Consider the following 23600-nt stretch of genomic DNA (forward strand, 5'->3'; position numbering starts at 1 on the left):
TAAACGGAGGCTGGGAAAAGCCTCCATGGATCACCCCGGAAGGAAGTATCCGGAGACGTCCGCGATCAGGTGCGTGATCCCCGCCGAGCGGTTGAACAGTGCCACGCCTCCGTGCTGGAAGATCGGGGTGGTTACCGAGTTCGCAACGATCTGGCCCCTATCGAAGTTGACGCTGGAGATGTCCGGACGGGTTGCCCCCACCGGGAAGGCGGTGACGAAACCATTTGACGTCGCCTGGGCCACGGTGAGGTTCATTACGATCGCGGTGGCACCTGCGGGAATGCCGTGTTCCCGGGCAGCCTGGAAGGACGTTGTGTCATCCGGCGCGAGCGGGTAAAACAAGCGGGTGTCCAGGAAGCGCGTCGGGGCGGCCAGCGGCTGGAAGGTACCGCCCGCCGTCGGGGTTCCGGATAGGTAATAGCCGGAGACGTCCGCGATCAGGTGGGTGGCACCGTTGGAGCGGTTGTAGAGCATCACCTTCCCATCCGGTCCCACCGGAACGGTCACGGAGTTGGGGATGATCTGCCCGGCGGCAAAGTTTATGTTGGAGGCGTCCGGCCTGTTGACCCCCGTGGGATACGCGGTGACGAAGCCGTTGGACTTTGCTTCCGCGACTGTCAGGTTCAGTACGACGGCCGAGACAGTTTCCGGCAAGCCGTTGGCTCCTGCCACCTGGAAGGCCCGGGCGGTATCGGGTGCGACGGCGGTGCCGCTGCGGGTATCCAGGAACCGCTTGGGTTCTATCGACTTGAAGGCTCCCGGCGCTGTCACCTCGCCCTCACGGTAGTAGCCAGAGATATCAGCCAGGAGGTGCGTGGCTCCGGCGGACCTGTTGAAGAGCGTCACCTTTCCGTCGGCGCCCACGGGCACGGTGACGGAGTTGGCCACGATCTGGCCCTTGTCGAAGTTCAGGTTGGATGCGTCCGGACGCGCGGTCCCGGAGGCATAGGCGGTTACGAAGCCGAAGGACCGGGCTTCAGCCACCGTCAGGTTGAAGACCACTGCGGAAACCTTGGCAGGAATACTGTTACGTCCTGCCACCTGGAAGGAGACGGTGGAATCCTTGGCCACTATGGAGCTGGTCCGGGTATCCAGAGCCCGGAACGGGGTGACGGTGATCAGCGATCCGGCAACCGGTGCAGAGGTGGTGGCGTAGGTGTGGGACCACTGGATATTGGCACCGGCCATCAGCGTATAGCCAGGGATCGACCGGGCGAACACGTTAACAGTTCCTGACCCTGTGTGGATGCCGGCGGGGAAGACTGACCCGGCGAAACCGACATACTCTACGCCCTGCACTTCCGGCACCGTCAAGGTGTCATCGGCAGTGCCATCCTTGTCAGAGAATGTCACCGCGGCCGGGATGACCGTATTCGCCGGCAGGTCTTGGTTCGTCAAGGCCAGGGCCTTGGCGGCATCAACCAGGCCGGCACCGCAGCCTTCGGGGCAGGCGACCGGTAGCGGCCGGGCCGTGGCTTTGAGTCGGGCTTCCACCATGTCCGGGGTGTAGGTGCTGCCCACTTCAGATATGAGCATGGCCGCGATGGCGGAGACGTGCGGGGCGGCCATGGAGGTGCCCTGCAGGAGTTCGTAGGCTTCTCCCTCGGGCACGGTGGAGCCGAAGTTTGAGGTGGAGACGATACCGGTCCAGGGGTTCTCGTTGGTCATGTTGCTGCCGCCGGGAGCGGTGATGTCCACGGCGGACCCGTAGTTGGAGTAGTCCGCGCGGGCGCCGTCGAGTCCGGAAGCAGCCACTGTGATGACATTCTGGCAGTTGGCCGGGCTGATTTCCGATGCCGGGTGGCCGGAGTTCCCGGCTGCTACCACCACTGCGGTGCCGGCATTTTGAGCGAAATTGATGGCGTTCTGTTCGGTAACGGAACAGTCCGAGACTCCGCCGAGGCTGAGGTTGACTACGTGGGCGCGTCTCGGGTTGGCGGGTACTCCGGACACGGTGCCGCCGGCGGCCCAGATGATGGAGTCCGCCACGTCCGAGATATAGCCTCCGCAGGGACCGATGGCGCGGATGGGGAGGATCTTGGCGGCGGGTGCAGCACCGATGATGCCGTTGCTGTTATTGCCGACGGCGGCGATGGTTCCTGCCACGTGGGTGCCATGCCAGGATGAGCGCGACGCCGGGAGGCCCGGTTCGCACTGGTTGTCCGTGGACCAGTCGCCCTGGTCCTGAGGGTTGGGGTCACGCCCGTCGCCGTCCCGGGCCCAGTCCGGGTTGGACAGCATGTCGTAGCCGGCAAGGACGTTCGCAGTCAGGTCCGAGTGATAGGTGATGCCACTGTCCACCACGGCGACTACGGCGCCTTCGCCGCGGTTGTAGTCCCAGGCGCCGGGTATGCGAATGCCGGCGGTCTCGTCCCACAGGCTCCACTGGGATACATAGCCGGGGTCGTTGGGGGCAGTAGCGGTTGCCTGAACGATAGTGTCAGGTTCCGCGTAGGCCACGTCGGGGCTGGAGCGCAGTGCCGCAAGGAAGGTATCAGCGTCGGCACCCTGGAGTGACTTGCCAGTTTTCACCACCTGCGCGCCGGTCGCAGTGGCCCGGACGTACTGGGCGGCGGTGCCCACTCGGCCTGCGGCTGACCGTGCGGCCTGGGCCGTCACAGCTGCTTCGGAGGCAATGTTGCCGCGGCTCTTGAGCCCCACGATGAACTGGTCCGTGGGGACCTGGGCTGAAGCGGACTGGGGGCTCGCGTCCCGGAGTGGCAGCTCGGCAGCCGCGGCTGGCTTGGAGGGCTGTGGTGGCTCGGTGGCCTGGGCGGGAAGGGCCGTCAGGGCAGCACCGGCAAGTACGGTGACCAGCGTGAGGGCAGCGGCAGCGAAGGGCCGGGGGTTGAACATGGGCGGGCATCCTTGAGACGGGCGCGGGCCACGAACAAGGGGCCTGGCGCGGACAGCCGGGAATCACCAGCTGACCCCCGCCCTGATTATAGCCATCGAGTTGACTATTCGGAGGACATTACGGAACGGACCCTTGGGATTTCCCGGACTGTCGCCGGCTACCGGCTCACGGTGTGCAGGCGGTCCCGCGCCGCGTGCTCCACCAGGATGGGCACGAAGTCCCGCACCCTTCCCCGGTCCAGTGACCGGTGCTCCTCCTGGACCACGTCCTCGATCACGTGCCGGGACACGTCCGGGTGCCGTTCGGCAAGCCGGTCCACTACCGCGGACAGTGCCCGCGCCTCTTCGCTGACGCCCATCGGCACAGGATCCGGCATCGGCAGCGGCGGTTCAAGACTTGACTTATTCCGGCGCCTCCAACCAAAAAAGGTTCGACGGCAGCCCATATCTGACAGGCCAAATGGACGGCATACTGGCCTGATGACCAACGCGGCGAAAGTACTGGCAGGCCTTGAGGCAGAGCTTGGCTGGGTCCGGGACACGTACCGGGACCTGCACCGCCAGCCCGAGTTGAGCCTTGAGGAGCACCGGACCGCCCGGCTGGTGGAGGACAAACTGGCCGGGTTCGGTTACCGCGTGGTCCGCCTCGGAGGCACCGGCGTCGTGGGTGTCCTGGCGAACGGCGACGGGCCCACCGTTCTGGCGCGGGCGGACATGGATGCGCTTCCGGTCACCGAGGCCACCGGACTTTCCTACGCGTCCGAGGTCACGGGCGTCATGCATGCCTGCGGACACGACGTGCATGTCAGTACGCTTCTGGGTGCCGCCAAACTGATGGCGGACGGCCGCGGCGCGTGGTCCGGCACCTACATCGCGCTCTTCCAGCCGGCCGAGGAGGTCGGCGCCGGGTCCAAGGCAATGGTCGACGACGGCCTGGCCGCCAAGGTGCCGCGGCCCGACGTCGCGCTTGCCCAGCATGTGATGCCCGCCCCGGCGGGGACCGTCTCAACCACAGCCGGGCCGGTGCTCTCCGCCGGCGACTCCCTCAGGATCACTGTGTACGGCAAAGGCGCCCACGGGTCCATGCCGCACATGGCCGTTGACCCCGTGGTGCTGGCGGCATCCATCGTGCTGCGGCTGCAGACTGTGGTGTCGCGGGAGATCCGGCCTGGCGAGTTCGCCGTCCTGACCATCGGGGCGCTGAACGCCGGAACCAAGTCCAACATCATCCCGGACCGGGCCGAACTGCTCCTCAACATCCGCACCTACGATCCCCAGGTGCGGTCCACAATGCTGGCGGCCATTGAGCGGATCGTCAAAGGGGAATGCCTCTCAGCGGAGTCCCCGCGCGAGCCGGACTTCGAGTTTTACGACCAGTTCCCGCTGACGGCCAACGATGCCGCCGTGACGGAACAGGTGACCGCCGCCTTCACATCCCATTTTGGCCCCGCTGCGGTGGGCCACGCGCAGCCCCAGACCGCGTCCGAGGACTTCAGCCACATCCCGGATGCATTCGGGGTGCCCTACACGTTCTGGCTGTTGGGCGGCGTGGACCCGGCAACGTACAGGGCCGCCGAGAGCCAGGGAACCGTCAGCCGCGACATCCCGGGCAACCACTCCCCGTTCTTCGCCCCGGTGCTGGACCCCACCCTGTCCATGGGAGTCCAGGCCCACGTGGTGGCGGCACTTTCGTGGCTTGCCCCGGACACCACCCGCCCGTGACCGCCCGCCCCCGGCACATTCGCAGGCTGACCACTCAAATGACCGTCCCCGGCAAAGTTCCCGGCCCAACCAGTCTTGAGGAATTCTTGACCCTAATTGGCGCAGATGTTGAGCCGGTTCCCGCACAGTTTTGAGTGAAGGATGGGAATGCATGGGGGTGCACCTGGGAACTGAGGCCCAGTCAGCCCATTCCTGCAGTCGGCGTAGAACCCGATGGTCTCGATCGCTTGGCGGCGTCGTCACGGCGCCGCCAGGCGGTCCACAAATTCACAAAGACCGGGGCCGACGGCGGAGGCGGCGGATCAGCGTCGATCCGCAAATAGCTGTCGGCCCCCACACTTCTTAATCCACCAGCGCTGCCCAGGACTCCAGGAACTTGTCCGCAATGTAGGCGTGCCCGGCGGTGTTCGGGTGCGCACCGTCGGCATCGAATCCCGGGCTGTTCGCGGTGGTGAACCAGCGGCCCTCCACGGCGTCGATGAACGGGGCATTCGCTGCCTCGGCACCGGCACGGACGGCGGTGTTCACGTCCCGCAGGTCCTCCCCCAGCGGCTGCGGCGCCGACGGCCCAAGCACCACTACCTGCACCCCGGGCCAGAACCGACGTGCCGCCTCGATGGTCTGGCGGGTTGCGGCCGTGATCTCACCGGCGTCAGTGATCTGGGCATCGTTCTGCCCACCCTGGAGAATCAGCAGGTTGGGGACGAAGGCCGGGTTGTTGGCCGCGGTCTGCCGCAGCCGGACTTCGTATTCGCCGCCCTGGTCATCCCGGGCACCGCCACCCCAGGCGAACCCGGTCCCGCCGCGGCCGTCGATGTTCGTGGGGTACCCCAGCGACCCCGCCACGAGGTTCGCCCAGCTCTCGTCCGGCTGGTCGGCGCCGTCGCCGGCCGTGTAGGAGTCCCCCATGATCAGGAGAACAGGCTTCTCGGGCAGCTCGATCTTCGCCGGCCGGCCCGTTGAGGTGGCCGAAGGTGTGGGAGCAGCCGAAGCCAGGGCCGGGGAGGCAGCCGGCGTACCGGTGGCCGATGCCGCAGGGGTGCTCGCCGCCGCCACGGGGGCGGTCCCGCCCGGGTCCCGCGGGCCCATGAGGGCGAGCGCGGCCACCCCGAAAGCCGCAACCGCCAGCACCAAAAGTGCCGCGTACTTGATCCACTCCCCCGCAGGCGCGCCCGGGCGCCGACCGTTTCCCCTCACCCGCAAAATCTTACTTGCCGGCACGCGCCGCAATAGCGCTTAAGACGACGCCCCGCACAGGAAAGACGTACGACGGCGGCGCGCGGCCGCCGTCGTACGTCCTGCTCTTGCGGTGGTCCAGGGCGCTCCGGACTCAGGCGGGCATCCTGCGCAGGGTGAGGTAGGAACCGACGGCGAGCAGCCCGGTGACCGGGATGGCCCACAGCGTCAGGCCCAGGGCTCCGGTGTCCGTGAACCACTGGCCCACTGCCGGCCAGGCCTGCTGGAACGTGACCAGCGCGATGGACCCGACCAGTGTGAGGCCCAGCGCCAGCAGGACGATGGTGAGCCCCAGGGCGCCGAACCGCTTGAAGATGGTGGCGAACCAGAAGCCGATAGTGAAGAAGAACATGGTGGCCGTGAAGTAGGTCAGTGCGGCGGCGAACGGCCCTGACGCCCATACCCAGTCCAGGTAGGCGAAGTATCCGTTGATGCCGTAGCCGCCGGTGGCCTGCTCGAACAGGCCCAGCAGCACGAACACCAGGGACATGCCCAGCCCGCTGACCGCCGCCGCCGCGAGGGAGCCCAGGAAGAACTCGCGCCGCGTGAGGCTCATGGCCTGGGAGAACGGGAAGGTCATGGTCATGGCCTGGATGCCGATGGCGAGGAAGTACCACAGGGGTGCCTGCGAACCGCCGCCGGCTTTGACCTCGGTGACGCCGGCGCCGCCGATGATCCAGAAGATCATCATGGACAGGACCCACGAGCCGCCCAGCACCAGCGCCGGCACCCAGATGAACGTCTGGGTGTTGACGAACTGCAGCCGGACAACGTTGAGCATGCGGTTGCGCGGCACCTGGTGTTGCAGTGCTGCGCCGGGATCAAGGGTTGTCATCGCAGGCTTCCTTCCTGGGTATCCGCGCCTGAGGTGTTCGTGCCAGAGGTGTTGGTGCGGGAGCTGAAGCCGTCCGGGCGCCCGGCTGAGCGATGCTGGGTGAGGCGGACAATGAGTTGCTGCAGTGAGACCGGCGCCAGTTCGAGGCCGTCGGCAACAACCGCGGCGCGTTCGGCGCCATCCAGGCGGCCCAGGAAGGTCACGGATGCCACGCGGCCCAGGCCTTCGCGGTGGATGACTTCCCGGCCGTTCACCACCCGCTCCACAGCGGCGGCGTCGCCCACCACGTTGGTGGCGAGGGCGCGGGCGTCATCGGCCGATTCGTCCATGATGATGCGGCCGTCGTCGATCAGGAGCACCCGTTCGATCAGGTTGGATACTTCGTCGATGAGGTGGCTGGAGAGCAGGATGGTCCGCGGGACTTCGGCGTAGTCTGCCAGCAGCCGGTCGTAGAAGATTTGCCGGGCCACGGCGTCGAGGCCCAGGTACGGTTCGTCGAAGAAGGTGACCTCCGCCCGGGATGCCAGGCCGATGATGACCCCTACGGCCGAGAGCTGCCCGCGGGAGAGCTTCTTGATGGTCCGTTTCAGCGGGAGCTGGAAATCGTCAATGAGTTCGTCCGCCAGGCCCTGGTCCCACCGGGGAAAGAACAGCCGGGCGGCCGCGAAGGCGTGGCGCGGGGTGGCGTCGTCCGGGTATTTCTGGCTTTCCCGGACGAAGCACATGCGGCTGAGTACCCGGGCGTTCTCGTATGGGTTCTCGCCGAACACGCGCACCTCGCCGCTGGTGGGCAGGTTCTGGGCCGTGAGGATGGACATGGCGGTGGTCTTGCCGGCGCCGTTGCGTCCCAGCAGGCCGTAGATGGCGTCCTGCTCGATGTCGAAGCTGACACCGTCCAGGGCGAGCGCGTCTTTGTATCGCTTGGTGAGGTTCCTGACCTGTATTACGGAGTTCATCGCGTCCTTCGATCTGGCAGGTTTATGGTTTTGCCGGTTCAGCGCCGGCACCGGTGCGGACCAGGTCCGCGACGTCTTCGGGCCCGAGCCCGATCCTGCGGGCTTCGGCCAGCAGGGGTTGCACATACCGTTCGGCAAAATCGCTGCGGCGCTCCTTGAGCAGGAGTTCGCGGGCACCCGGGGCAACGAACATGCCGATGCCCCGGCGCTTGTACAGCACGCCTTTGTCCACGAGCATGTTCACGCCCTTGGCCGCAGTTGCCGGGTTGATGCGGTGGAACACGGCGAGCTCGTTTGTTGACGGCGCCTGTGACTCCTCGGCGATGCTTCCGTCCAGGATCGAGGCTTCGACCTGTTCGGCGATCTGCACGAAGAGTGGTTTGCCTTCGTCCATCAGGCGACCTCCCGGCCAGTTGGTTACTTACTTGACTAACTAACCATGGAAGTAGGCCGTCGTCAAGACGCAACGTTCCTGTTCAGCCTCCCGGCGCCCGGGTGTTAGGCAACCGTGACCTCCGGGCAGTTCCTAAGCCGGGAAACAGCCACTACTGTCAACAGCACCATCCGGCTATTACGGAAAAGAGGCGACGATGAGCATCGACATCGGAATTGGTAGCAGCCTCAGCAGCGAGGACGCGGCACACTTTGTGGCCACAACGGAAGCAATCACGTCCGCACTGCAGCAGGTCAGGGAAATCCACTCCGCGTACAGCTGGGTGTGGACGCACGAGATCCGCTGCCGCGGCTGCCACACCCGCCTCGAGATACCGGTGCTTGCCAGCACCAAGGCCAACGCGGACAAGGCGTTCGCCGCGCACCAGTCGGCGGAGCTGGACGCGTTCCTGGCCGCGGACGGCGGACCCACCTTCACGTGAGAAGACGTACGACGGCGGCGCGCGGCCGCCGTCGTACGTTTCCGTTTGACGCTGGCCGCCTCAAGAAAGCGGCGCGGGGCGGGCTACCCGTCCAGTACCGCGGCGGTGCTGCCCCGCGGCACCACGACGTGCACGGCGTTGCGCTCGATCGTGAAGTCCGCGGGCGTGACCGTGGCGATTTCGCCGTCGAGGTTGACCGGCATGGGCGGATCGGTGACCAGCCGGACGCGCTGGGTGGTCGCGTGGTGCACGTCGCTGCGTTCCACGAAGCTGCCGTCCTTGAGGAGCCGGGCGATGCGCATGTGTTCGCGCAGCGGTGCACCGGGGATGGCGTAGATGTCGAGGGTGTGGTCGTCGATGCCGGCGGTGGGTGAGACGGCATTCCCGCCCCCGTAGTGCTTGCCGTTGCCCACGGCCACCTGCAGCAGGTTCTCGAGCTCGATGGCCTGGTGGTCTCCCCCGGGGAATTCGAGGCGTGCCCGGAACGGCTGGTGCCGGGCGTAGGCGCGGACGGCGGCGACGGCATAGGCGAGCGGGCCGAGGCGGCGCTTCAGCCGGGGGCTGAGGGTTTCGGTGACGCCCACCGAGAGGCCCACAGAGGCGACGTTGAGGAAGGGCTGGCCGTTGACCCGGCCAAGGTCGATGTCCACCACTCTTCCGTCGGCGAGCGCGGCGCAGGCGGCGGGCAGGGTACTGGGAATCTCCAGGGTGCGGGCGAGGTCGTTGGCTGTTCCCAGCGGGAGGACGCCCAGCACGGTGCCGGTCCCGGCGAGCCGTCCGGCAGCGAAGGACACGGTACCGTCGCCGCCGCCCACCACCACCAGGTCGTGGTTCTCGGCCATCACGCGGTCAAGGGTCCCGGCCAGGTCCGTGCCGGACAGGATCCGGTGCACGGCAGTGACGGGCAGGCCCGCGTTCCGCAGCATGTCCACCGCCTGGTCCGGAGCCGCGGCACCGAGCCGTGCCCCGGCATTTATCACCACGGCAACGGACCGGGCACCTCGGGCAGCCTTCATGGGCTCCATCCTAGGGTGGCGGAGCTGGGAGGGCCCTGCATGTTTCCTGTGCGCCCCGCCCCGGCATGCCGGTTGTTGGACCCGTTGAAACTCAAGGGCGACGCCCGTTAGGGAAGCCGCCCGCTGGGTACGGAGGCTGCAGAGAGCCCCGCGGAAAGTGATATCCCCCGCGGGGTTTCTCGCGTCAACGGGTGCCCGCTTGGTCAGTACTCCCGGTGGGTTTCCTGGAGGCGTTTGATGAACCAGCGTGACTGTTCCGGCCCATAGGGCAGCACGGGGATCGCCTTGGTGGCGTCGTCCGGGGTGTCCCGGATGGACTGGCGGGCCTGGCGGACGGCGGTGGTCAGCGTGTTGGCCATGGTCTTGACGAACTGGTCGCTGCACGGCTTCCCGTGCCCGGGGATCAGGTACTCGTAGCGGTGGCGGAGGGCCGAGATGTGCCGGAGCGCGTCCGCCCACTCCTCGGGGAACGAGTCTTCGAAGGACGGGTGGGCGCCCTGTTCCACGAGGTCGCCCACGTACAAGGTGGTGGGAGTGCCCACCAGCAGGTCGCCGTCGGTGTGGCCGCGGCCCAGGTAGAACAGTGTGGCGGTGACGCCGCCGAGGTCCACCAGCACGGGCTGGTCGCGGACGATGGCGTTGGGCACCACGAGCTCCACGTTCTCGCCCTCGCCGGTGGACATCTCCGGTTCCAGCGTGCCGACGAAGCGCCGCTGCAGGTCACCGCGCTGGTCGATCTCGGTGGCGCAGTTCTCGTGGCCCCAGAATTCCGTGACGCCGGCTTCGGCGAACACCGCGTTGCCGAAGAAGTGGTCGTAGTGCGCGTGGGTGTTGACGACGACGAGGGGCAGCTGGGTCTTTTCCCTGACCGCGTCCAGGATTTCCTTGCCCTGGCGTGGGCCGCAGCCGGTGTCGATCACCATGGCCCGTTCGGTCCCGACGATCAGTCCGGTGTTCAGCAGCGATCCCTCGGTGACCAGCACGTAGTTGTCCGCGCCGACCTCAAGCCATTCCGACATTGTTTCTCCGTACCTCCGGCAAAGCAGTGTGCGTTCGTGTAGTCGTCGATTGTACCCATGGGTCCTTGGCTGAGCCCGGGGCCACGCCCGCAGGGCCCCAGGCCTACCGGGGGTGGCCCGAATCAGGAAGTCTCCGGACAAGGGGAAGGCCCCTCCTAGGAGGGGCCTTCAACGTAGTGATCATTTGTCTTCAGATTATGGTCAGCGGTGATGCACTCCCCCTTCCCGAACGCCTCTGGCGTCCATCCGGACTATGACAGAACCGACTCTAAAACGATTGCCACCCGGGCGTAAAGGGTTCCAGAGGAAAAAGTTCATTCAGCGGATATGTGAGCCGGGAAGACCACCACGAGTGAGCGCGCGTTTGGAAAAACACCACCACAAGTGAGCGCGCGTCGGTGGGGGTCAGATGTCCGCGAGGAGGGTGGTGGGGTTTTCGATGGCGTCGGCCACGAAGCGGAGGAAGCCTGCCGCTGTGCCGCCGTCGCAGACTCGGTGGTCGAAGGTCAGCGTCAGCTCGGTGACCTTGCGGACCGCCAGCTCGCCGTTCACCACCCACGGCTTGTCGATGATCCGGCCCACGCCCAGGATCGCCACCTCGGGGTGGTTGATGATCGCCGCCGAGCCGTCCACGCCAAACACACCGTAGTTGTTCAGCGTGAAGGTGCCGCTGCCCAGCTCCGTGGGGGTCGCCTTGCCTTCGCGTGCGACGTCGGTCAGCCGGCGGATCTCCGCGTCCAGCTCGCGGGCGCTCAGCTTCTCGGCGGAACGGACCGAGGGAACCACAAGTCCCCGGTCGGTCTGCGCGGCAATGCCCAGGTTGACGCCGTCGAACCCGATGATCTCCTGCGACCCGTCCTCAGCAGACTCAATCCGCGTGTTCAGTTCCGGATACTTTTTTAGCCCGGCTGTGACAAAACGGGCGATGAAGGCCAGCAGACCCGGAACCGCGGCCCCGCCAGCCTTCATGCCTTCCCGAAGTTCCATCAGCCCGGTGGCGTCCACGTCCACCCACACCGTGGCTTCCGGGATCTCCGACCGGCTGCGGGACATGGTGGCGGCCACGACCTTCCGGACTCCCCGAACCGGCGTGCGGGTGGAGATCGCGAGCCCCGTGCGGGCGTCACGCCCCTGGGTTTCTTTGGTTTCGGCAGGCTCAACCACCGGTGCGGGCTTGGTTTCGACAGGCTTTACCAACGCGGCAGGCGTGGTTTCGGCAGGCCCAGCCACGGGAGCACTGATGGCCTTCTCCACGTCGCGGCGCATGATGAGGCCGCTCTCCCCGGAACCGTGCAGCTCCCCCAGGTCCACGCCATGCTCGCGGGCCATCCGCCGGACCAGCGGGGAAATGACAGCCCCCAGCTTGCCGGGGACTCGGGTGCGCAGGAGCGTGAGGTCGTCAGCGGCCTTGTCCGCAGGCTGGGTTTCGGCCGGCTCAAGAACGGAGACGGAAGCTTTCGGCAGCCGCGTCCGCTTGGCAGCAGCATGCCCACCCGGGGTTCCGTAGCCGATCAGGACGTTCCCGGATCCGGCCTTTTCTTCTTCCCGGTAGGTCTCGGCTGCCGCCTCGGCCGCAGTCGCCGCGGATGATGCCGCCCCGGGAGTGGCATCGGGCCTGTCGGAGCCGGACGGCATGCTGCTTGCAGCATGGCCGTCCGGCGAAGGGGCGGGGGCGGCATTATCTGCGGTGGGAACCGAGGAAACAGGCGTCACCGAGATCAGCGGCTTCCCCACGTCCAGGGTCTCCCCCGGCTTGCCGTGCAGCTCGGCCACGATCCCGGCGTAGGGGGACGGGACCTCAACAGCTGATTTGGCCGTCTCCACCTCGGCGATGGGCTGGTCCACCTCAATCGAATCGCCAACAGCAACATGCCAGGACACCAGTTCGGCCTCGGTCAGCCCTTCGCCCAGGTCCGGCAGCAGGAACACACGCGTCTCGCTCATAGAAATCAGTTCTCCCACTGCAGGTCGTCAACGGCGTCGAGGATACGGTCCACGCCGGGCAGGTAATACTTCTCGAGTTTCGGCGCCGGGTAGGGCACGTCGAACCCGGTCACGCGGCGGATAGGGGCTGCCAGGTGGTGAAAGCAGCGCTCCTGCACCCGGGCCACGATCTCGGAGGCCACGGACGCGTACCCGTGCGCCTCGGCAATCACCACGGCCCGGCCGGTCTTCCGCACCGACTCACAAACAGTCGCGTCGTCGAACGGCACGATGGTCCGGACGTCGATCACCTCCAGCGAGCGCCCCTCCAGCGCAGCGGCCTCGGCCGCGGCCAGGGCGGTGGGCACGGACGGGCCGTACGCGATCAGCGTCGCGTCGGTGCCGGGACGCGCGACGGCGGCCCTCCCCTCCGAGCCACGTCCCGCCGTCGTGCCTTCCTTGGAAAGTTCGTGCTGGCGGCGGAGCTCGGCGAGGTCCACGGAGTCCTTGGTCCAGTACATCTTCTTGGGCTCCATGAAGACGACGGGATCGTCCGAGTCGATGGCTTCGCGGAGCATCCGGTAGCCGTCGGCCACGGTGGCGGGGGTGTAGACCTTCAGGCCGGCGGTGTGGGCGTAATAGGCCTCGGAGGAATCGCAGTGGTGCTCCACGCCGCCGATGCCGCCGCCGTACGGGATGCGGATCACCAGGGGCAGCTTCACGGTGCCGCGGGTGCGGTTGTGCATCTTGGCCACGTGGCTGACGATCTGTTCGAACGCCGGGTACGCGAACGCGTCGAACTGCATCTCGATCACCGGGCGCATCCCGTTGATCGCCATGCCCACGGCCATGCCCACGATGCCGGACTCGGCCAGCGGGGTGTCGAAGCAGCGCTGCTCGCCGAACGTGGCGGTGAGGCCGTCCGTGATGCGGAAGACGCCGCCCAGGAGCCCTACGTCCTCGCCGAACATCAGGACGGAGGAATCGGCGTGCATGGCATCGGCCAGGGCGGTGTTCAGGGCCTTGGCCATGGTGACCGGCTGCGGGCCGGACGCATCGGCGGTTGCCGCGGCGGAGGCGGCAGCCCGGGCGGTGGCGGCGGAAACGTTGCCGTTGGCCTCGGACGAGGTGGTGACGGTGGGGCTCACTTGCCGGCCTCCAGTTGTGGATGCAGCGTCGCGGGCGAGTTCGTCGGCGAGCATGTCGGACTGTTCCTTCAGCTGCGAGGTCTGCTGGGCGAAGACGTGGCGGAAGAGTTCCTGCGGGTCCACGGGCACGTCCTCGCTGAGGCCTTCGCGCAGCTGCGCGGCAACCGCCTCAGCCTTCGCACGGATCCGGGCCTCGCCGTCGTCGTCCAAAATCCCCTGGTCCGTGAGGTACGTCCGCATCCGGTTCACGGGATCCTTGGCCCGCCACTCGGCAACCTCGGCGCTTTCCCGGTAGCGGGTGTCATCGTCGGCGTTGGTGTGCGCCTGCATGCGGTAGGTATTGGCCTCCACCAGCAGCGGGCCGGAACCGTCGCGGCACAGGGCGACGGCGCGGTCCAGGACGGCGAGGAGCGCCACCACGTCGTTGCCGTCCACGCGTTCGCCCGCCATGCCGTAGCCCACGGCTTTGTGCGCGAGCGACGGCGCCACGGACTGGTGCGCCAACGGCACCGAGATGGCGTACTTGTTGTTCTGGACGAAGAAGATGACGGGCAGGTGGAAGACGGCGGCGAAGTTGAGGGCCTCGTGGAAGTCGCCTTCGCTGGTGGCGCCGTCGCCGCACATGGCCAGCACCACGGTGTCCTCGCCGCGGAGCTTGGCGGCGTGCGCAACGCCGACGGCGTGCAGCAGCTGCGTGGTCAGCGGGGTGGACTGGATGCCCACCTTGTACTGGAGCGGATCGTAGCCGCCGTGCCAGTCGCCGCGGAAAATGGTCATCACCTGGACGGGGTCCACGCCGCGGGTCATCACGGCCACGGCGTCGCGGTAGGTGGGGAACATCCAGTCGCTGTCCCCGAGGCACAGGGCGGCGGCCACCTGGCACGCCTCCTGGCCGTGGCTGGACGGGTAGACGGCCATGCGGCCCTGCCGGACCAGGGCGGAGTTCTGGTCGTTGACACGGCGGCCGACGACGAGCTTTTCGTATGCAGCGAGCAGTTCCGTATCGCCGGGTACGGGGTATTCGTGGCCGGGTTCGGCGCCCTGCTCACCCTTGTCCTTGAGCCGGCCTTCCGGGTCCACCATCTGGATCTGGTGCCGGGCGGGCAGCATGTAGTCCTCGGCGGTGATGCCGAACTTCTTGACCGCCTCGGTGAGTGCGTTGTCCGGCTGCGTCCGTGCCGGGGCGGCGCCGGCGGTATCCGGGGCCGTGTGGTTCGCGGAGATCGTCATTGGTCTGTCCTTCTGTTGCCACTATTCCTTCCAAGTATTGACCCGGGGCCAGTTTCGTATCCAGCAGCTGCGGAAATCGTGGAGAAGTTGTATCAAGGGACCTAGACTGAGAGACGATTTGTAAATGTGAGCTGGGTTACGGCAGCGGTTGTGGACGAAATGGCGGGGCCGTGGGCGGGCGGAAGCCGCTGGTAGGCCGCCAGGACTCCTGGGGGGCTCTGCTTCCGAAGAACGAACCACCCCTCGTCGCATGTCAGCATCCGCGATCGCAGCGCGCTGACGGCACGTCATCGATTCCGGTACGGTTCCGTCATTTACGCTTCGAAGGACCACGCCGAGGTGTCGAGAAGCTTTGGCCGCAACTGAGCGGGACTGAAAGGGCGCAGACCTATGCACTACGTCGTACTGCAGGTAATCCTCAAGGAAAAGCTTTGGGGAACCGGATCCGGCAATCTGACTTCTCTTGAGAAGACCATCAACGACCAGGCAGCCAAGGGCTAGCGTCTGCACACCATAACTACGTCCAGCAGTGGAAGTAAGGGACTCGGTGGTGGCGACCGGATCCAGGCAACTATGGTGTTCGAGAGCCTAGGATAGGCGCCCGCCTACATCGTTTAATGGAAGGCATGCCGCCAGGGCACGGACCTGTTGGGAATCTCGCTTTTCGGGCTAGGGGGTCATTCGGTACCCGACGCCGTGCACCGTCTCGATCCACCGGGGTCGCCTGGAGCTTTCCCCGAGCCGCTTGCGCAGGTTGCTGACCTGCACCTCCACGGCGCGCTCCTCCTTGGCACTGACGAAGGACCCGGAGGTGTATGGCTCGTTGCGGAGCCGCCGCACCAGATCGGACTTGGTCTGGACTGTTCGTCCGTTTTCCATGAGGACCAGCAGGATGTCGAACTGGCTCCTTGTCAGGCTGATGGGAATGCCATCAACCGTCACCTGCCTGGTGCCTTCATGGAGGGCCAGTCCCTGATGGGCGAAGTCGAAGCCGCCGGCAGGCTCAACGGGCAACCCCTGGACATCAGCCGCCCCCGGGAGGGCGTCCATCCTGTCTGATCCCGCGAGAACCAAAGCTCCCTGGCTGACCGGCACGGAACTAACGCCAGGGAGCTGGCGCATGATTCTGGGCCGGCGGAACATTGCCCGGACCCGGGCAATGAGTTCCCGTTTCCGGAAAGGCTTGATGAGGTAGTCATCCGCTCCCGCCTCAAACCCCATGAGCGCATCCGCTTCGTCTGCACGCCGGCTGATGATGATCACATAGGCGTCGCTGAAGGTCCTGATGCGCCGGGAGACTTCAATCCCGTCAAAGTCTGGCAGGCCGATATCGACAGTGACGATGTCGGGCTTGTGTTCGATCACCTTCGAAATGCCCTCGGACCCCGAGGACGTTGGGTGCACGGCAAAGCCTGACTGCCTGAGAATGTCAGTCAGTGCTGTTCGGATGACACCGTCGTCCTCGATGACTACGGCTACGCCGCGCTCCCCCAAAATCGTTCCCCCTTACGTCGTGGAGCCTCGGCGTGGGGTCTGATCCAAGTGTCTCCTGCCCTGATGCCGGCGGCTGCCGCCTGGCTTCAAGCAACCGCAGTGGAGCCGGCTGCCTGGTACTTCTCACCGCATTCGACGCCGCTCATGGCGCGGATGGTTGCGGCGGCAAATGTTTCAGCTGATGAAGTCCTTGATCCAGGTCTTCAGGTCCTCGCCGAATTCCACCCGCTCAGACGCCAGGGTGATGACGGCTTTCAGGTAGCTGAGCTTGTCACCGGTATCGAAGCGGCGGCCCTTGAAGACGACGCCGTACACGCCGGGGCCTTCACCGCCCTCGGAAGCCATGGTCTGCAACGCGTCGGTCAGTTGAATTTCGTTGCCGCGGCCCGGTGCCGTGTTCTCAAGGACTCCGAAGACGGACGGGTGCAGCACGTACCGGCCGATCACGGCGAGGTTGGAAGGGGCTTCGGCTGCAGCCGGCTTTTCCACCAGGCGGTCTACCCGGACGTACTCCTCACCCTCCACAGCGGTGACGGCCGCGCAGCCGTAGGCACTGATTTGGGCCGGATCAACTTCAATCAAGGCGATGACTGAACCGCCCGTCTTCTGCTGCACATCGATCATGGTGCTCAGCAGGTCCTCGGCCTCATCAATGAGGTCGTCACCCAGGAGAACCGCGAAGGGCTCCTCCCCCACATGCTGCTTGGCGCAGAGCACGGCGTGCCCCAAGCCTTTGGCTTCGCCCTGGCGGACGTAGTGGATGGGCCCCAAATCCGACGCGTACTGGACCGACTCCAGCCTGGTGCTGTCGCCCTTTTCCTCCAGCACGCGTTCGAGGCCGGGTGCCCGGTCGAAGTGGTCTTCAAGGGCGCGCTTACTGCGGCCCGTAATCATCAGGACGTCGTCCAGGCCGGATTTGATGGCTTCTTCCACCACGTACTGGATGGCCGGACGGTCCACCACCGGCAACATTTCCTTTGGCATCGCCTTGGTGGCGGGCAGGAAGCGAGTTCCCAATCCGGCAGCAGGAATGACGGCTTTAGTAACAGCTTTCCCCATAGTCATGGGAGAACCATATAAACGAAGTCAGCAAACTTACAATCCGGTTGATCATTCCAGAAATGACAATATTCACATGCGTAACAGCATTGGTCAGCAAGGCCTGGATGGCAGCCCGGGGATTTCCCACGGAATCCTTGTATTAGCGCGCGTCAATAGGTGATTACCACTACAATCCCAAGACGACGAGAGACGTTAATCACAAGGCAAGCTCCGGCTCTGGCGCACTCTCAGGGCGCCGGTGCGGTACCCTCAGGAAATTCAACCGCACTCACCACGTCAGCGCACCCTAGATGTCGCTGACCTGCGGTGATACCAGCCTAGTGGGCGATTTGCGCCGGCGCTGAGGAAATACTGAGAATTCGCTGCACATTTCAGAAACCTTGATCTTGAGTAAAGAAAATTCTGAGAAGTCCCTGATTAGCTGGAGACGCGGACCGCCGCCAGCAGAGGGTGATGGATGCGGGACCGCGTGAATTATTCCTACTTTCCGGAACTCGACGGACACCGAATAGATGCTGTTTTTCAGGTCTTCGAAACAACCAAGTATTGGGCCAAAATGAAACTGAGTACTCATTACTCGTGCATTCATCCGCTGGCCTTCATCTAATGAGGTTGATGAACTTCGGCTCCCGTAATGGGTGCCGGTTTGACCGGAGTCGGCGGCGGAAGCCAGCCTTCTGAGACCGGGCTGGCCCCCCAGTCCGCCGTCGGCTCCCTGCCTCTGTCCGCCCTCAGATGTTCTACGCAATTTCATTCGCGCCAACGCCTGCCGCGTCTCTTCATCGAAGAGAGACCGGCGGGCGTTTCCATGCCCTCACACAACCCGATTTTTGAGGGGCTGCGGTTGCCACACCGCCGCCCGGCTGCCTTAGAGGAAAGACACACATCCCTTGAAGTCCCTGTTGCAAGATTCGTATACCCGTCAGATGTCCATGCTCATTCTCGTAGGCCTGGTGTTGTCGGCTCTTGTACCCTTCGCCGTCCAGTTTTTCCCCGCCGGTGCGGACATGCCGGTCTTCGTGGCGGCAGTCCTGCCCATGCTCCTCGCGTTGGCACTGATCCTCCGGCCGGGCGTTGCGGGGCGCGACCGCTATGGAAACCGCCGCGCTTCTGAGCGCCTTGGAGCGCAGCTCCTCCTGTACCTGTCGCCCGTACTCCTGCTGAACATTGTGTACCCGGTGGTGAGCCCTTCCATGGCGGCGGTGGACGTGGACGGGGTGCCGCTGACGCTGGTGGTCCTGGCATCCTCCATCACTGTCCCCTGGATGGCGCAGGCAGCCTGCCTTCCCATCTACCGGGTACTCGGCGACCTCATGGCTAACCGGGACCTGGAAGCCATCACCCAGCGGTTCTGCCAGTACTGGCCCACCATTTTCCTGCAGACCCTGCCCCTGATCGCCGCGTTCGCCGTGCCGATGTGGCTGGCAACCGGGTGGTCCGCGTCAGTGATGCTCCACTACGTAGTCCTGTGCGTCCTGCACCTGCTGTTCGTCCAGTCACTCGTCCTGGCAAACGTGGCCAACCGCCGCGGCCTGTGGGCCATCGCCTGGTCCGGCTACGCTGCCGCACTCTTTGTATCCCCCACCACCTGGTGGCTCCCGCCGGTGGTGGGCACCCTCACTCAGCTGGTGGCCATGCGCGCCGGGCTGCGCCACGTGGGCTTCGCCAAGCGCCTCAGCATGCGGGTGGTGGGGCTGGACCTGGTCCGCGGAATCCTGATGGGCGCAGTGCTGTGGGCCGATAAGTTCGCCCTGTTCGCTGTAACCAAAGGCGACTTCAACGTCGTGGCGGTGTTCGCCGCAATGCTCCCTGCAGTGGTTGCCTATAACTTCTACTTCGTCCAGCTGGCCCCCGGCGTGGACAAGGCCCTGGGCCGCCTTCACCAGGACATCGCCGAAGCGCCCATCAGCTCGCTGAAGGGCAGCTCCCGCCGGCTCACCCGTGTTGTTGACCGATCAGTGTTGCTCACGGGTGCAATCGCTGCGCTGCTTACGCTGACCGTCTCCCTGGTCATGGCGGGCGTTGATCCGGCGCAGACCGTGTTGGCGGTTGCGGCTGCGGCGGCTTCGTGGGGCTTCATGATCATGACACTGCTCAGTTACGAGCTGGACTTCATCGGCGAGAAGGTGACACCCCAGCTCCTTGGCGGCGTCCACCTGGCCGTGTGTGTTCTCGCCTTTGTGGCGGGTGGACTGTTCGGTCCACTGTCCGGTGCAGCGGGAAGCTACCTCATGCTCGGAGCCGTGGACTTCATCCTCATCGCCATTGCCTGGATGTTCTACAGGCACCACTGGAGCCAGCCGGAGTACACCCTCTTCTGGCGCCACGCGACCACCTGGTAACTGCCTGCCAGGGCAACCAGGCAACCAATCCACTCCATCAACACAACAAAACTGACTACGTGAATGCATAAGGGGAACATCTTGTACGCGACACTGAAAAGCCCGGACACGCTGCCAAAGGACATCCTGCCGCTGCGGTCCGCCCAGCCTGCGGCTACTTCGGTTCCTGAGTACGAGGACGTCGATGTTGCCATTGTCATGGAATCCACTTACCCGTTCCTCAAGGGCGGGGTATCGGCTGTTGTTCACGACATCGTCACCCACAACCCGGACCTGACCTACGGGATCATCCACATCACCTGGGACTCGAATTCGCCGCAGACGGACCTCTACGGAATGCCCGCCAACGTCCGCTGGGTCCGCACGGTCTTCCTCAGCATGGAAGAGCACCGGAAGGACTTCCTTGCGGTGACCGCGAAGGACCTGGGCATGACTTCCCAGCAGCGCACTGACCTTTCGCACCGGCTCTTTGACTCGTTGTACGCGTTGTCTGAGTTCGGCGACGTTGAGGGCCTGTGGCAACTGATCGACGAGGGGCTCAACGAACGGACCCGGCAGTACCCCCTGTGGGCGCTGCTGGGTTCCAAGGAGTTCATGCAGGCGCTGCAGGAGCGGCTGCCCCAGCTGAACCTTTCCCTGGCCAACTCCTTCTGGACTTTGCGTAACTTCTTCTCCCTGGCTTTCGCGGTGCTTGGGGAAACCATGCCCCGCGCCGGCGTCTACCACGCGCACACCACCGGCTACGCCTCGCTGCTGGGAGCCGCCGCGGCAAGGGACCATGACACAGCATTCCTGCTGACCGAGCACAACCTGTACGTCCGGGACACCGTCAACACGCTGCTGGACCGCAATATGGCCCTGTCCATCACCTCGGAGGACTACCGGACCTTCGACGTGACTGCGGAACAGCGCGCCTGGATGGCGTGGTGGACCGAGATGGGCCGGTTCTGCTACCCCAGTGCACGGTTGATTACTTACCTGTACCCGAGCGCGATCACCGAAGCCGCCCGGCTGGGCACGGACATCGACAAGTCCGTGGTGGTGCCCAACGGCATGGTCATTGAAGAGTTCGATGAGAAGTACCGGGCCCGCCAGCGGGCTCTGGCGACGATGGAGAAAGAGGGCTCCAACTACGTCTGGCATCTGGTTTACATCGCCCGCGTGGTGCCCATCAAGGGCCTCCTGGATCTGCTGTCCAGCCTGGAAATCCTGCGTGACCGCGGCTACCCCAACATCCACCTGGACGTCCTGGGCCCCACTGAGCACGTGCCGGAATACTACGAAGCCTGCCTGGCAAAGATCGAGGCCCTGGGCCTCACGGACCACGTCACCATCCACGGAACAGTCCACGTGCGGGACATGCTGGACCAGTTCGATCTCCTGGTCCTGCCCAGCTACAACGAGGGCCAGCCCATCGTCATCCTCGAAGCCATGGCAGCAGGCATCCCCACTGTGGGTTCGGACGTGGGAGGCGTAGCCCAGCAGATCGCGGACAACCTCATCACTCCGGACGGCCGCACCATCGGCCCTTGCGGGGAAACGGTGACTCCGGGCGACGTCCACCAGATGGCTGACGGCATCCAGGCTGTCATCGGGAACCTGGACGGGTACGCGGCCTACGCGGCCAACGCCCGCCTCAGGGTCCAGGAGCTCTTCCAGATGCATGAGGTGATGTCCTCCTACAACCAGATCTACCGTGCCCTGGGGGACCTCCCTGCCAGCGGCGACCTGCTGGATCCCCTGGATGACGAACTGGTCCCGGCAGAGCTGTGAGCGGCGTTGGCGCCTGGATCCGGTACGGCGATCCCATCACCCCGGACCAGCGGGAGTTTGCGGCCAAGCACTACCGCTCAGCCATCCTCCAGCCCTGGGAGACGGCGGCGGCAGCCCAGCTGAAGCGTCTCCGCCCGGATATGACAGTCCTGTGCTACAAATGCCTGTCCTCCACCCGCGACTACGAACCGGGTCCGGTCTACAGCTCAGGGATTTCCTACCAGGAGGCCGAACAGCAGGGCGGCAGCTGGTTTGCCACCCGGCTGGACGGATCGCGCATCCAGTGGAACGGCTACGGCGGGCACTGGCAGATGAACGTGTTGGATCCCGCGTACCGGGAACGCTGGGTTGAAAACGTCTCCGCCGAGCTGGCCGATTCGCCCTTCGACGGGGTGATGGCTGATAACGACGTCTTCGAGGACTACTACCAGCTGGACCTTCCCATCCGGGAGGCCGACTCCATGGAGGACCTGCGGCACGGCCTCGACCTCCTGGTCCACGCCGCCGGCACGTCGCTGAACAGCGTCGGAAAGATACTGGTTCCCAACATTGCCGAGTCGCGCCGGATTCCGGGACGGTGGGCTTCCCACGCGGCGTACGGGGGCGGCTTCGAAGAAGTGTGGCTGGGCTATGGTCCTGCCAACCTGTTCGATCCCGTGACCGCAGAAGCGCAGCTGGGGCAGGTGGAAGGGCCCGGCCTGTCGATTCTGCGCGTTCCCACCGACGGTGATGACACCCATCCCAACTTCACGTACGGGCTGGCGGCCTTCTGGATCTTCGGCGCAGGCCGCGGGTCCTACTCGGCGACGGCCCACGACGACTACAGCCGCACCCAGCACATCCCCGAATTGGATTGGTCCCTGGGCAGCCCGCAAGGGAAACCCGAGGGCCGCAACCACGTCTGGTCCCGGGAATTCAGCAACGGCTGGGCGGCTGTGAACTTCAACCAGGACGGCCGCCGCCGGAAACGGGTCCGCGTGCCCGTGGGGCTGCAGGACGCGTCCGGGCGTCCGGCTCCGTCATCCGTGGTCCTGCCAGCACAGCGGGGCGTCATCTATCAGCGAGGACAGAACAATTAGGATTCTCATCACCGGCGGGTGCGGGTACATCGGGTCGCACACGATCCTTCGCCTGCTCGAAGCCGGACACGACATCACAGTCATCGACAACCTCAGCAACTCCCTCTCCGAGTCTCTGCTGCGCGTGGAGAAGCTCACGGGCCGCGGGATCTCCTTTGTGGAGGGAGACATTGCAGACAGCTCGTGCCTCAAGAGGATCTTTGACCAGGACGATATTGAGTCGGTGATCCACTTCGCCGGGCACAAAGCCGTGGGCGAATCCGTGAGCCAGCCCCTGCGCTACTACGGCAACAACGTCAGCGGAACGCTGACTCTCCTGGAGACCATGGACGCCTACGGCATCCGGAACCTGGTGTTCAGTTCATCGGCCACGGTGTACGGCGCGAATCCCGAGATGCCGCTGCGGGAGGACTTCCCGCTGAGGGCCACGAACCCGTACGGCCGGACCAAGCAGCACATTGAGGAGATCCTGGTTGATCTCCAGGCGGCTGATAGCCGGTGGCGGATAGCCCTGCTGCGCTATTTCAATCCGGTCGGCGCCCACCCTTCCGGGCTCATCGGCGAGGACCCTCAGGGCCCGCCCAACAACCTCTTCCCCTTCGTCACCCAGGTGGCGGTGGGCCGCAGGGACAAGGTCAGCGTCTTCGGGCATGACTACCCCACCCCTGACGGAACCGGGGTCCGCGACTACATCCACGTCATGGACCTGGCAGCCGGCCACGCTGCAGCGCTTGACTATCTGGCCGAACACCAGGGGCTGCATACGTGGAACCTCGGGACGGGCCAGGGTTACTCCGTGCTGGAAATCATCCATGCTTTCGAGGCCGCCTCGGGCACCACCGTCCCGTACGAAATAGTGGAACGGCGCCCGGGAGATGCACCCGTCAGCCTGGCCGATCCGTCCAGCGCCTTTCGCGATCTGGGCTGGACGGCGTCGGAGACGCTGGAGACCATGTGCGCGGACGCGTGGCGCTGGCAGCAGCACAACCCGGACGGGTACCGGGCGAGCCCAATTCCTGCATGAGAGGGCCCGA

At 65.4% G+C, this 23600-nt stretch carries 18 protein-coding genes and 1 pseudogene; 6 read left to right on the forward strand and 13 right to left on the reverse strand.

Going from position 1 to position 23600, the window contains the following annotated elements:
• Positions 1–30: 30 nt before the first annotated feature.
• Together BLT71_RS16520 and BLT71_RS16525 are read right to left on the reverse strand one after the other, a co-directional pair.
• Positions 31–2856 carry a S8 family peptidase gene (locus BLT71_RS16520; RefSeq protein ID WP_091722415.1) on the reverse strand — a complete coding sequence of 942 codons (2826 nt, stop codon included), beginning with the start codon at positions 2854–2856 and terminating at the stop codon, positions 31–33.
• 158 nt (positions 2857–3014) lie between these two features.
• Positions 3015–3215, reverse strand: coding sequence for a three-helix bundle dimerization domain-containing protein (locus tag BLT71_RS16525; protein ID WP_091724094.1), 201 nt, complete (start codon positions 3213–3215; stop codon positions 3015–3017).
• Between the two features lie 121 nt (positions 3216–3336).
• Here BLT71_RS16525 and BLT71_RS16530 point away from each other — a divergent pair, with 121 nt between their 5' ends.
• A complete protein-coding gene (locus BLT71_RS16530; protein ID WP_091722418.1) occupies positions 3337–4578 on the forward strand; it encodes an amidohydrolase in 1242 nt (413 codons plus the stop codon).
• A gap of 342 nt (positions 4579–4920) precedes the next feature.
• Here the strand turns inward: BLT71_RS16530 and BLT71_RS16535 are convergent, their stop codons facing one another.
• The 4 genes from BLT71_RS16535 to BLT71_RS16550 form a co-directional block, all read right to left on the reverse strand.
• Positions 4921–5775, reverse strand: a complete 855-nt coding sequence (locus BLT71_RS16535) for an SGNH/GDSL hydrolase family protein (RefSeq protein WP_231994327.1) — start codon at positions 5773–5775, stop codon at positions 4921–4923.
• A gap of 133 nt (positions 5776–5908) precedes the next feature.
• Positions 5909–6649 carry a hypothetical protein gene (locus tag BLT71_RS16540; protein ID WP_091722423.1) on the reverse strand — a complete coding sequence of 247 codons (741 nt, stop codon included), beginning with the start codon at positions 6647–6649 and terminating at the stop codon, positions 5909–5911.
• On the reverse strand, positions 6646–7605 hold the full coding sequence (locus tag BLT71_RS16545) for an ABC transporter ATP-binding protein (protein WP_091722426.1): 960 nt from the start codon (positions 7603–7605) through the stop codon (positions 6646–6648). The genes BLT71_RS16540 and BLT71_RS16545 overlap by 4 nt, the downstream gene beginning before the upstream one ends.
• Positions 7606–7627: 22 nt before the next feature.
• Positions 7628–8002: a GntR family transcriptional regulator gene (locus BLT71_RS16550; RefSeq protein ID WP_091722428.1), complete on the reverse strand. Its 375-nt coding sequence runs from the start codon at positions 8000–8002 to the stop codon at positions 7628–7630.
• 193 nt (positions 8003–8195) lie between these two features.
• Between BLT71_RS16550 and BLT71_RS16555 the strand changes: the two genes are divergently transcribed.
• The gene (locus BLT71_RS16555) at positions 8196–8480 is read left to right on the forward strand and encodes a hypothetical protein (RefSeq protein WP_091722430.1); all 285 of its coding nucleotides are present in this window, start codon (positions 8196–8198) and stop codon (positions 8478–8480) included.
• 83 nt (positions 8481–8563) lie between these two features.
• On the opposite strand, the gene BLT71_RS16560 is transcribed toward BLT71_RS16555, so the two are convergent.
• The 7 genes and pseudogenes from BLT71_RS16560 to galU all read right to left on the reverse strand — a co-directional run bounded on the left by BLT71_RS16560 (position 8564) and on the right by galU (position 17375).
• The gene (locus tag BLT71_RS16560; protein ID WP_091724096.1) at positions 8564–9496 is read right to left on the reverse strand and encodes a lipid kinase; all 933 of its coding nucleotides are present in this window, start codon (positions 9494–9496) and stop codon (positions 8564–8566) included.
• A 203-nt stretch (positions 9497–9699) separates the two neighbouring features.
• Positions 9700–10515, reverse strand: coding sequence for an MBL fold metallo-hydrolase (locus tag BLT71_RS16565; RefSeq protein WP_091722432.1), 816 nt, complete (start codon positions 10513–10515; stop codon positions 9700–9702).
• A 405-nt stretch (positions 10516–10920) separates the two neighbouring features.
• Entirely contained in the window at positions 10921–12459 is a 1539-nt protein-coding gene (locus BLT71_RS16570) for a dihydrolipoamide acetyltransferase family protein (RefSeq protein ID WP_091722435.1), read from the reverse strand.
• Positions 12460–12464: 5 nt separating this feature from the next.
• Entirely contained in the window at positions 12465–13586 is a 1122-nt protein-coding gene (locus BLT71_RS16575; protein ID WP_091724098.1) for an alpha-ketoacid dehydrogenase subunit beta, read from the reverse strand.
• Between the two features lie 15 nt (positions 13587–13601).
• A pseudogene (locus BLT71_RS16580) lies at positions 13602–14816 on the reverse strand (thiamine pyrophosphate-dependent dehydrogenase E1 component subunit alpha); the annotation flags it as partial.
• 669 nt (positions 14817–15485) lie between these two features.
• Complete coding sequence (locus BLT71_RS16590; protein ID WP_091722438.1) at positions 15486–16310, reverse strand: response regulator transcription factor; 825 nt, start codon at positions 16308–16310, stop codon at positions 15486–15488.
• A 174-nt stretch (positions 16311–16484) separates the two neighbouring features.
• Positions 16485–17375: a UTP--glucose-1-phosphate uridylyltransferase GalU gene (galU, locus tag BLT71_RS16595; RefSeq protein ID WP_091722441.1), complete on the reverse strand. Its 891-nt coding sequence runs from the start codon at positions 17373–17375 to the stop codon at positions 16485–16487.
• 923 nt (positions 17376–18298) lie between these two features.
• Here galU and BLT71_RS16600 point away from each other — a divergent pair.
• From BLT71_RS16600 to galE, 4 genes are all read left to right on the forward strand, one after another.
• Positions 18299–19714, forward strand: a complete 1416-nt coding sequence (locus BLT71_RS16600) for a hypothetical protein (RefSeq protein ID WP_091722443.1) — start codon at positions 18299–18301, stop codon at positions 19712–19714.
• A gap of 81 nt (positions 19715–19795) precedes the next feature.
• Positions 19796–21487: a GT4 family glycosyltransferase PelF gene (gene pelF / locus BLT71_RS16605; protein WP_231994328.1), complete on the forward strand. Its 1692-nt coding sequence runs from the start codon at positions 19796–19798 to the stop codon at positions 21485–21487.
• Positions 21484–22566, forward strand: coding sequence for a putative glycoside hydrolase (locus BLT71_RS16610; RefSeq protein ID WP_091722449.1), 1083 nt, complete (start codon positions 21484–21486; stop codon positions 22564–22566). The genes pelF and BLT71_RS16610 overlap by 4 nt, the downstream gene beginning before the upstream one ends.
• Positions 22562–23590: a UDP-glucose 4-epimerase GalE gene (galE, locus tag BLT71_RS16615; protein WP_091722451.1), complete on the forward strand. Its 1029-nt coding sequence runs from the start codon at positions 22562–22564 to the stop codon at positions 23588–23590. Before BLT71_RS16610 ends, galE begins: the two co-directional genes overlap by 5 nt.
• Positions 23591–23600 lie beyond the last annotated feature (10 nt).

Source organism: Pseudarthrobacter equi, from assembly GCF_900105535.1.
Taxonomy (GTDB): domain Bacteria; phylum Actinomycetota; class Actinomycetes; order Actinomycetales; family Micrococcaceae; genus Arthrobacter; species Arthrobacter equi.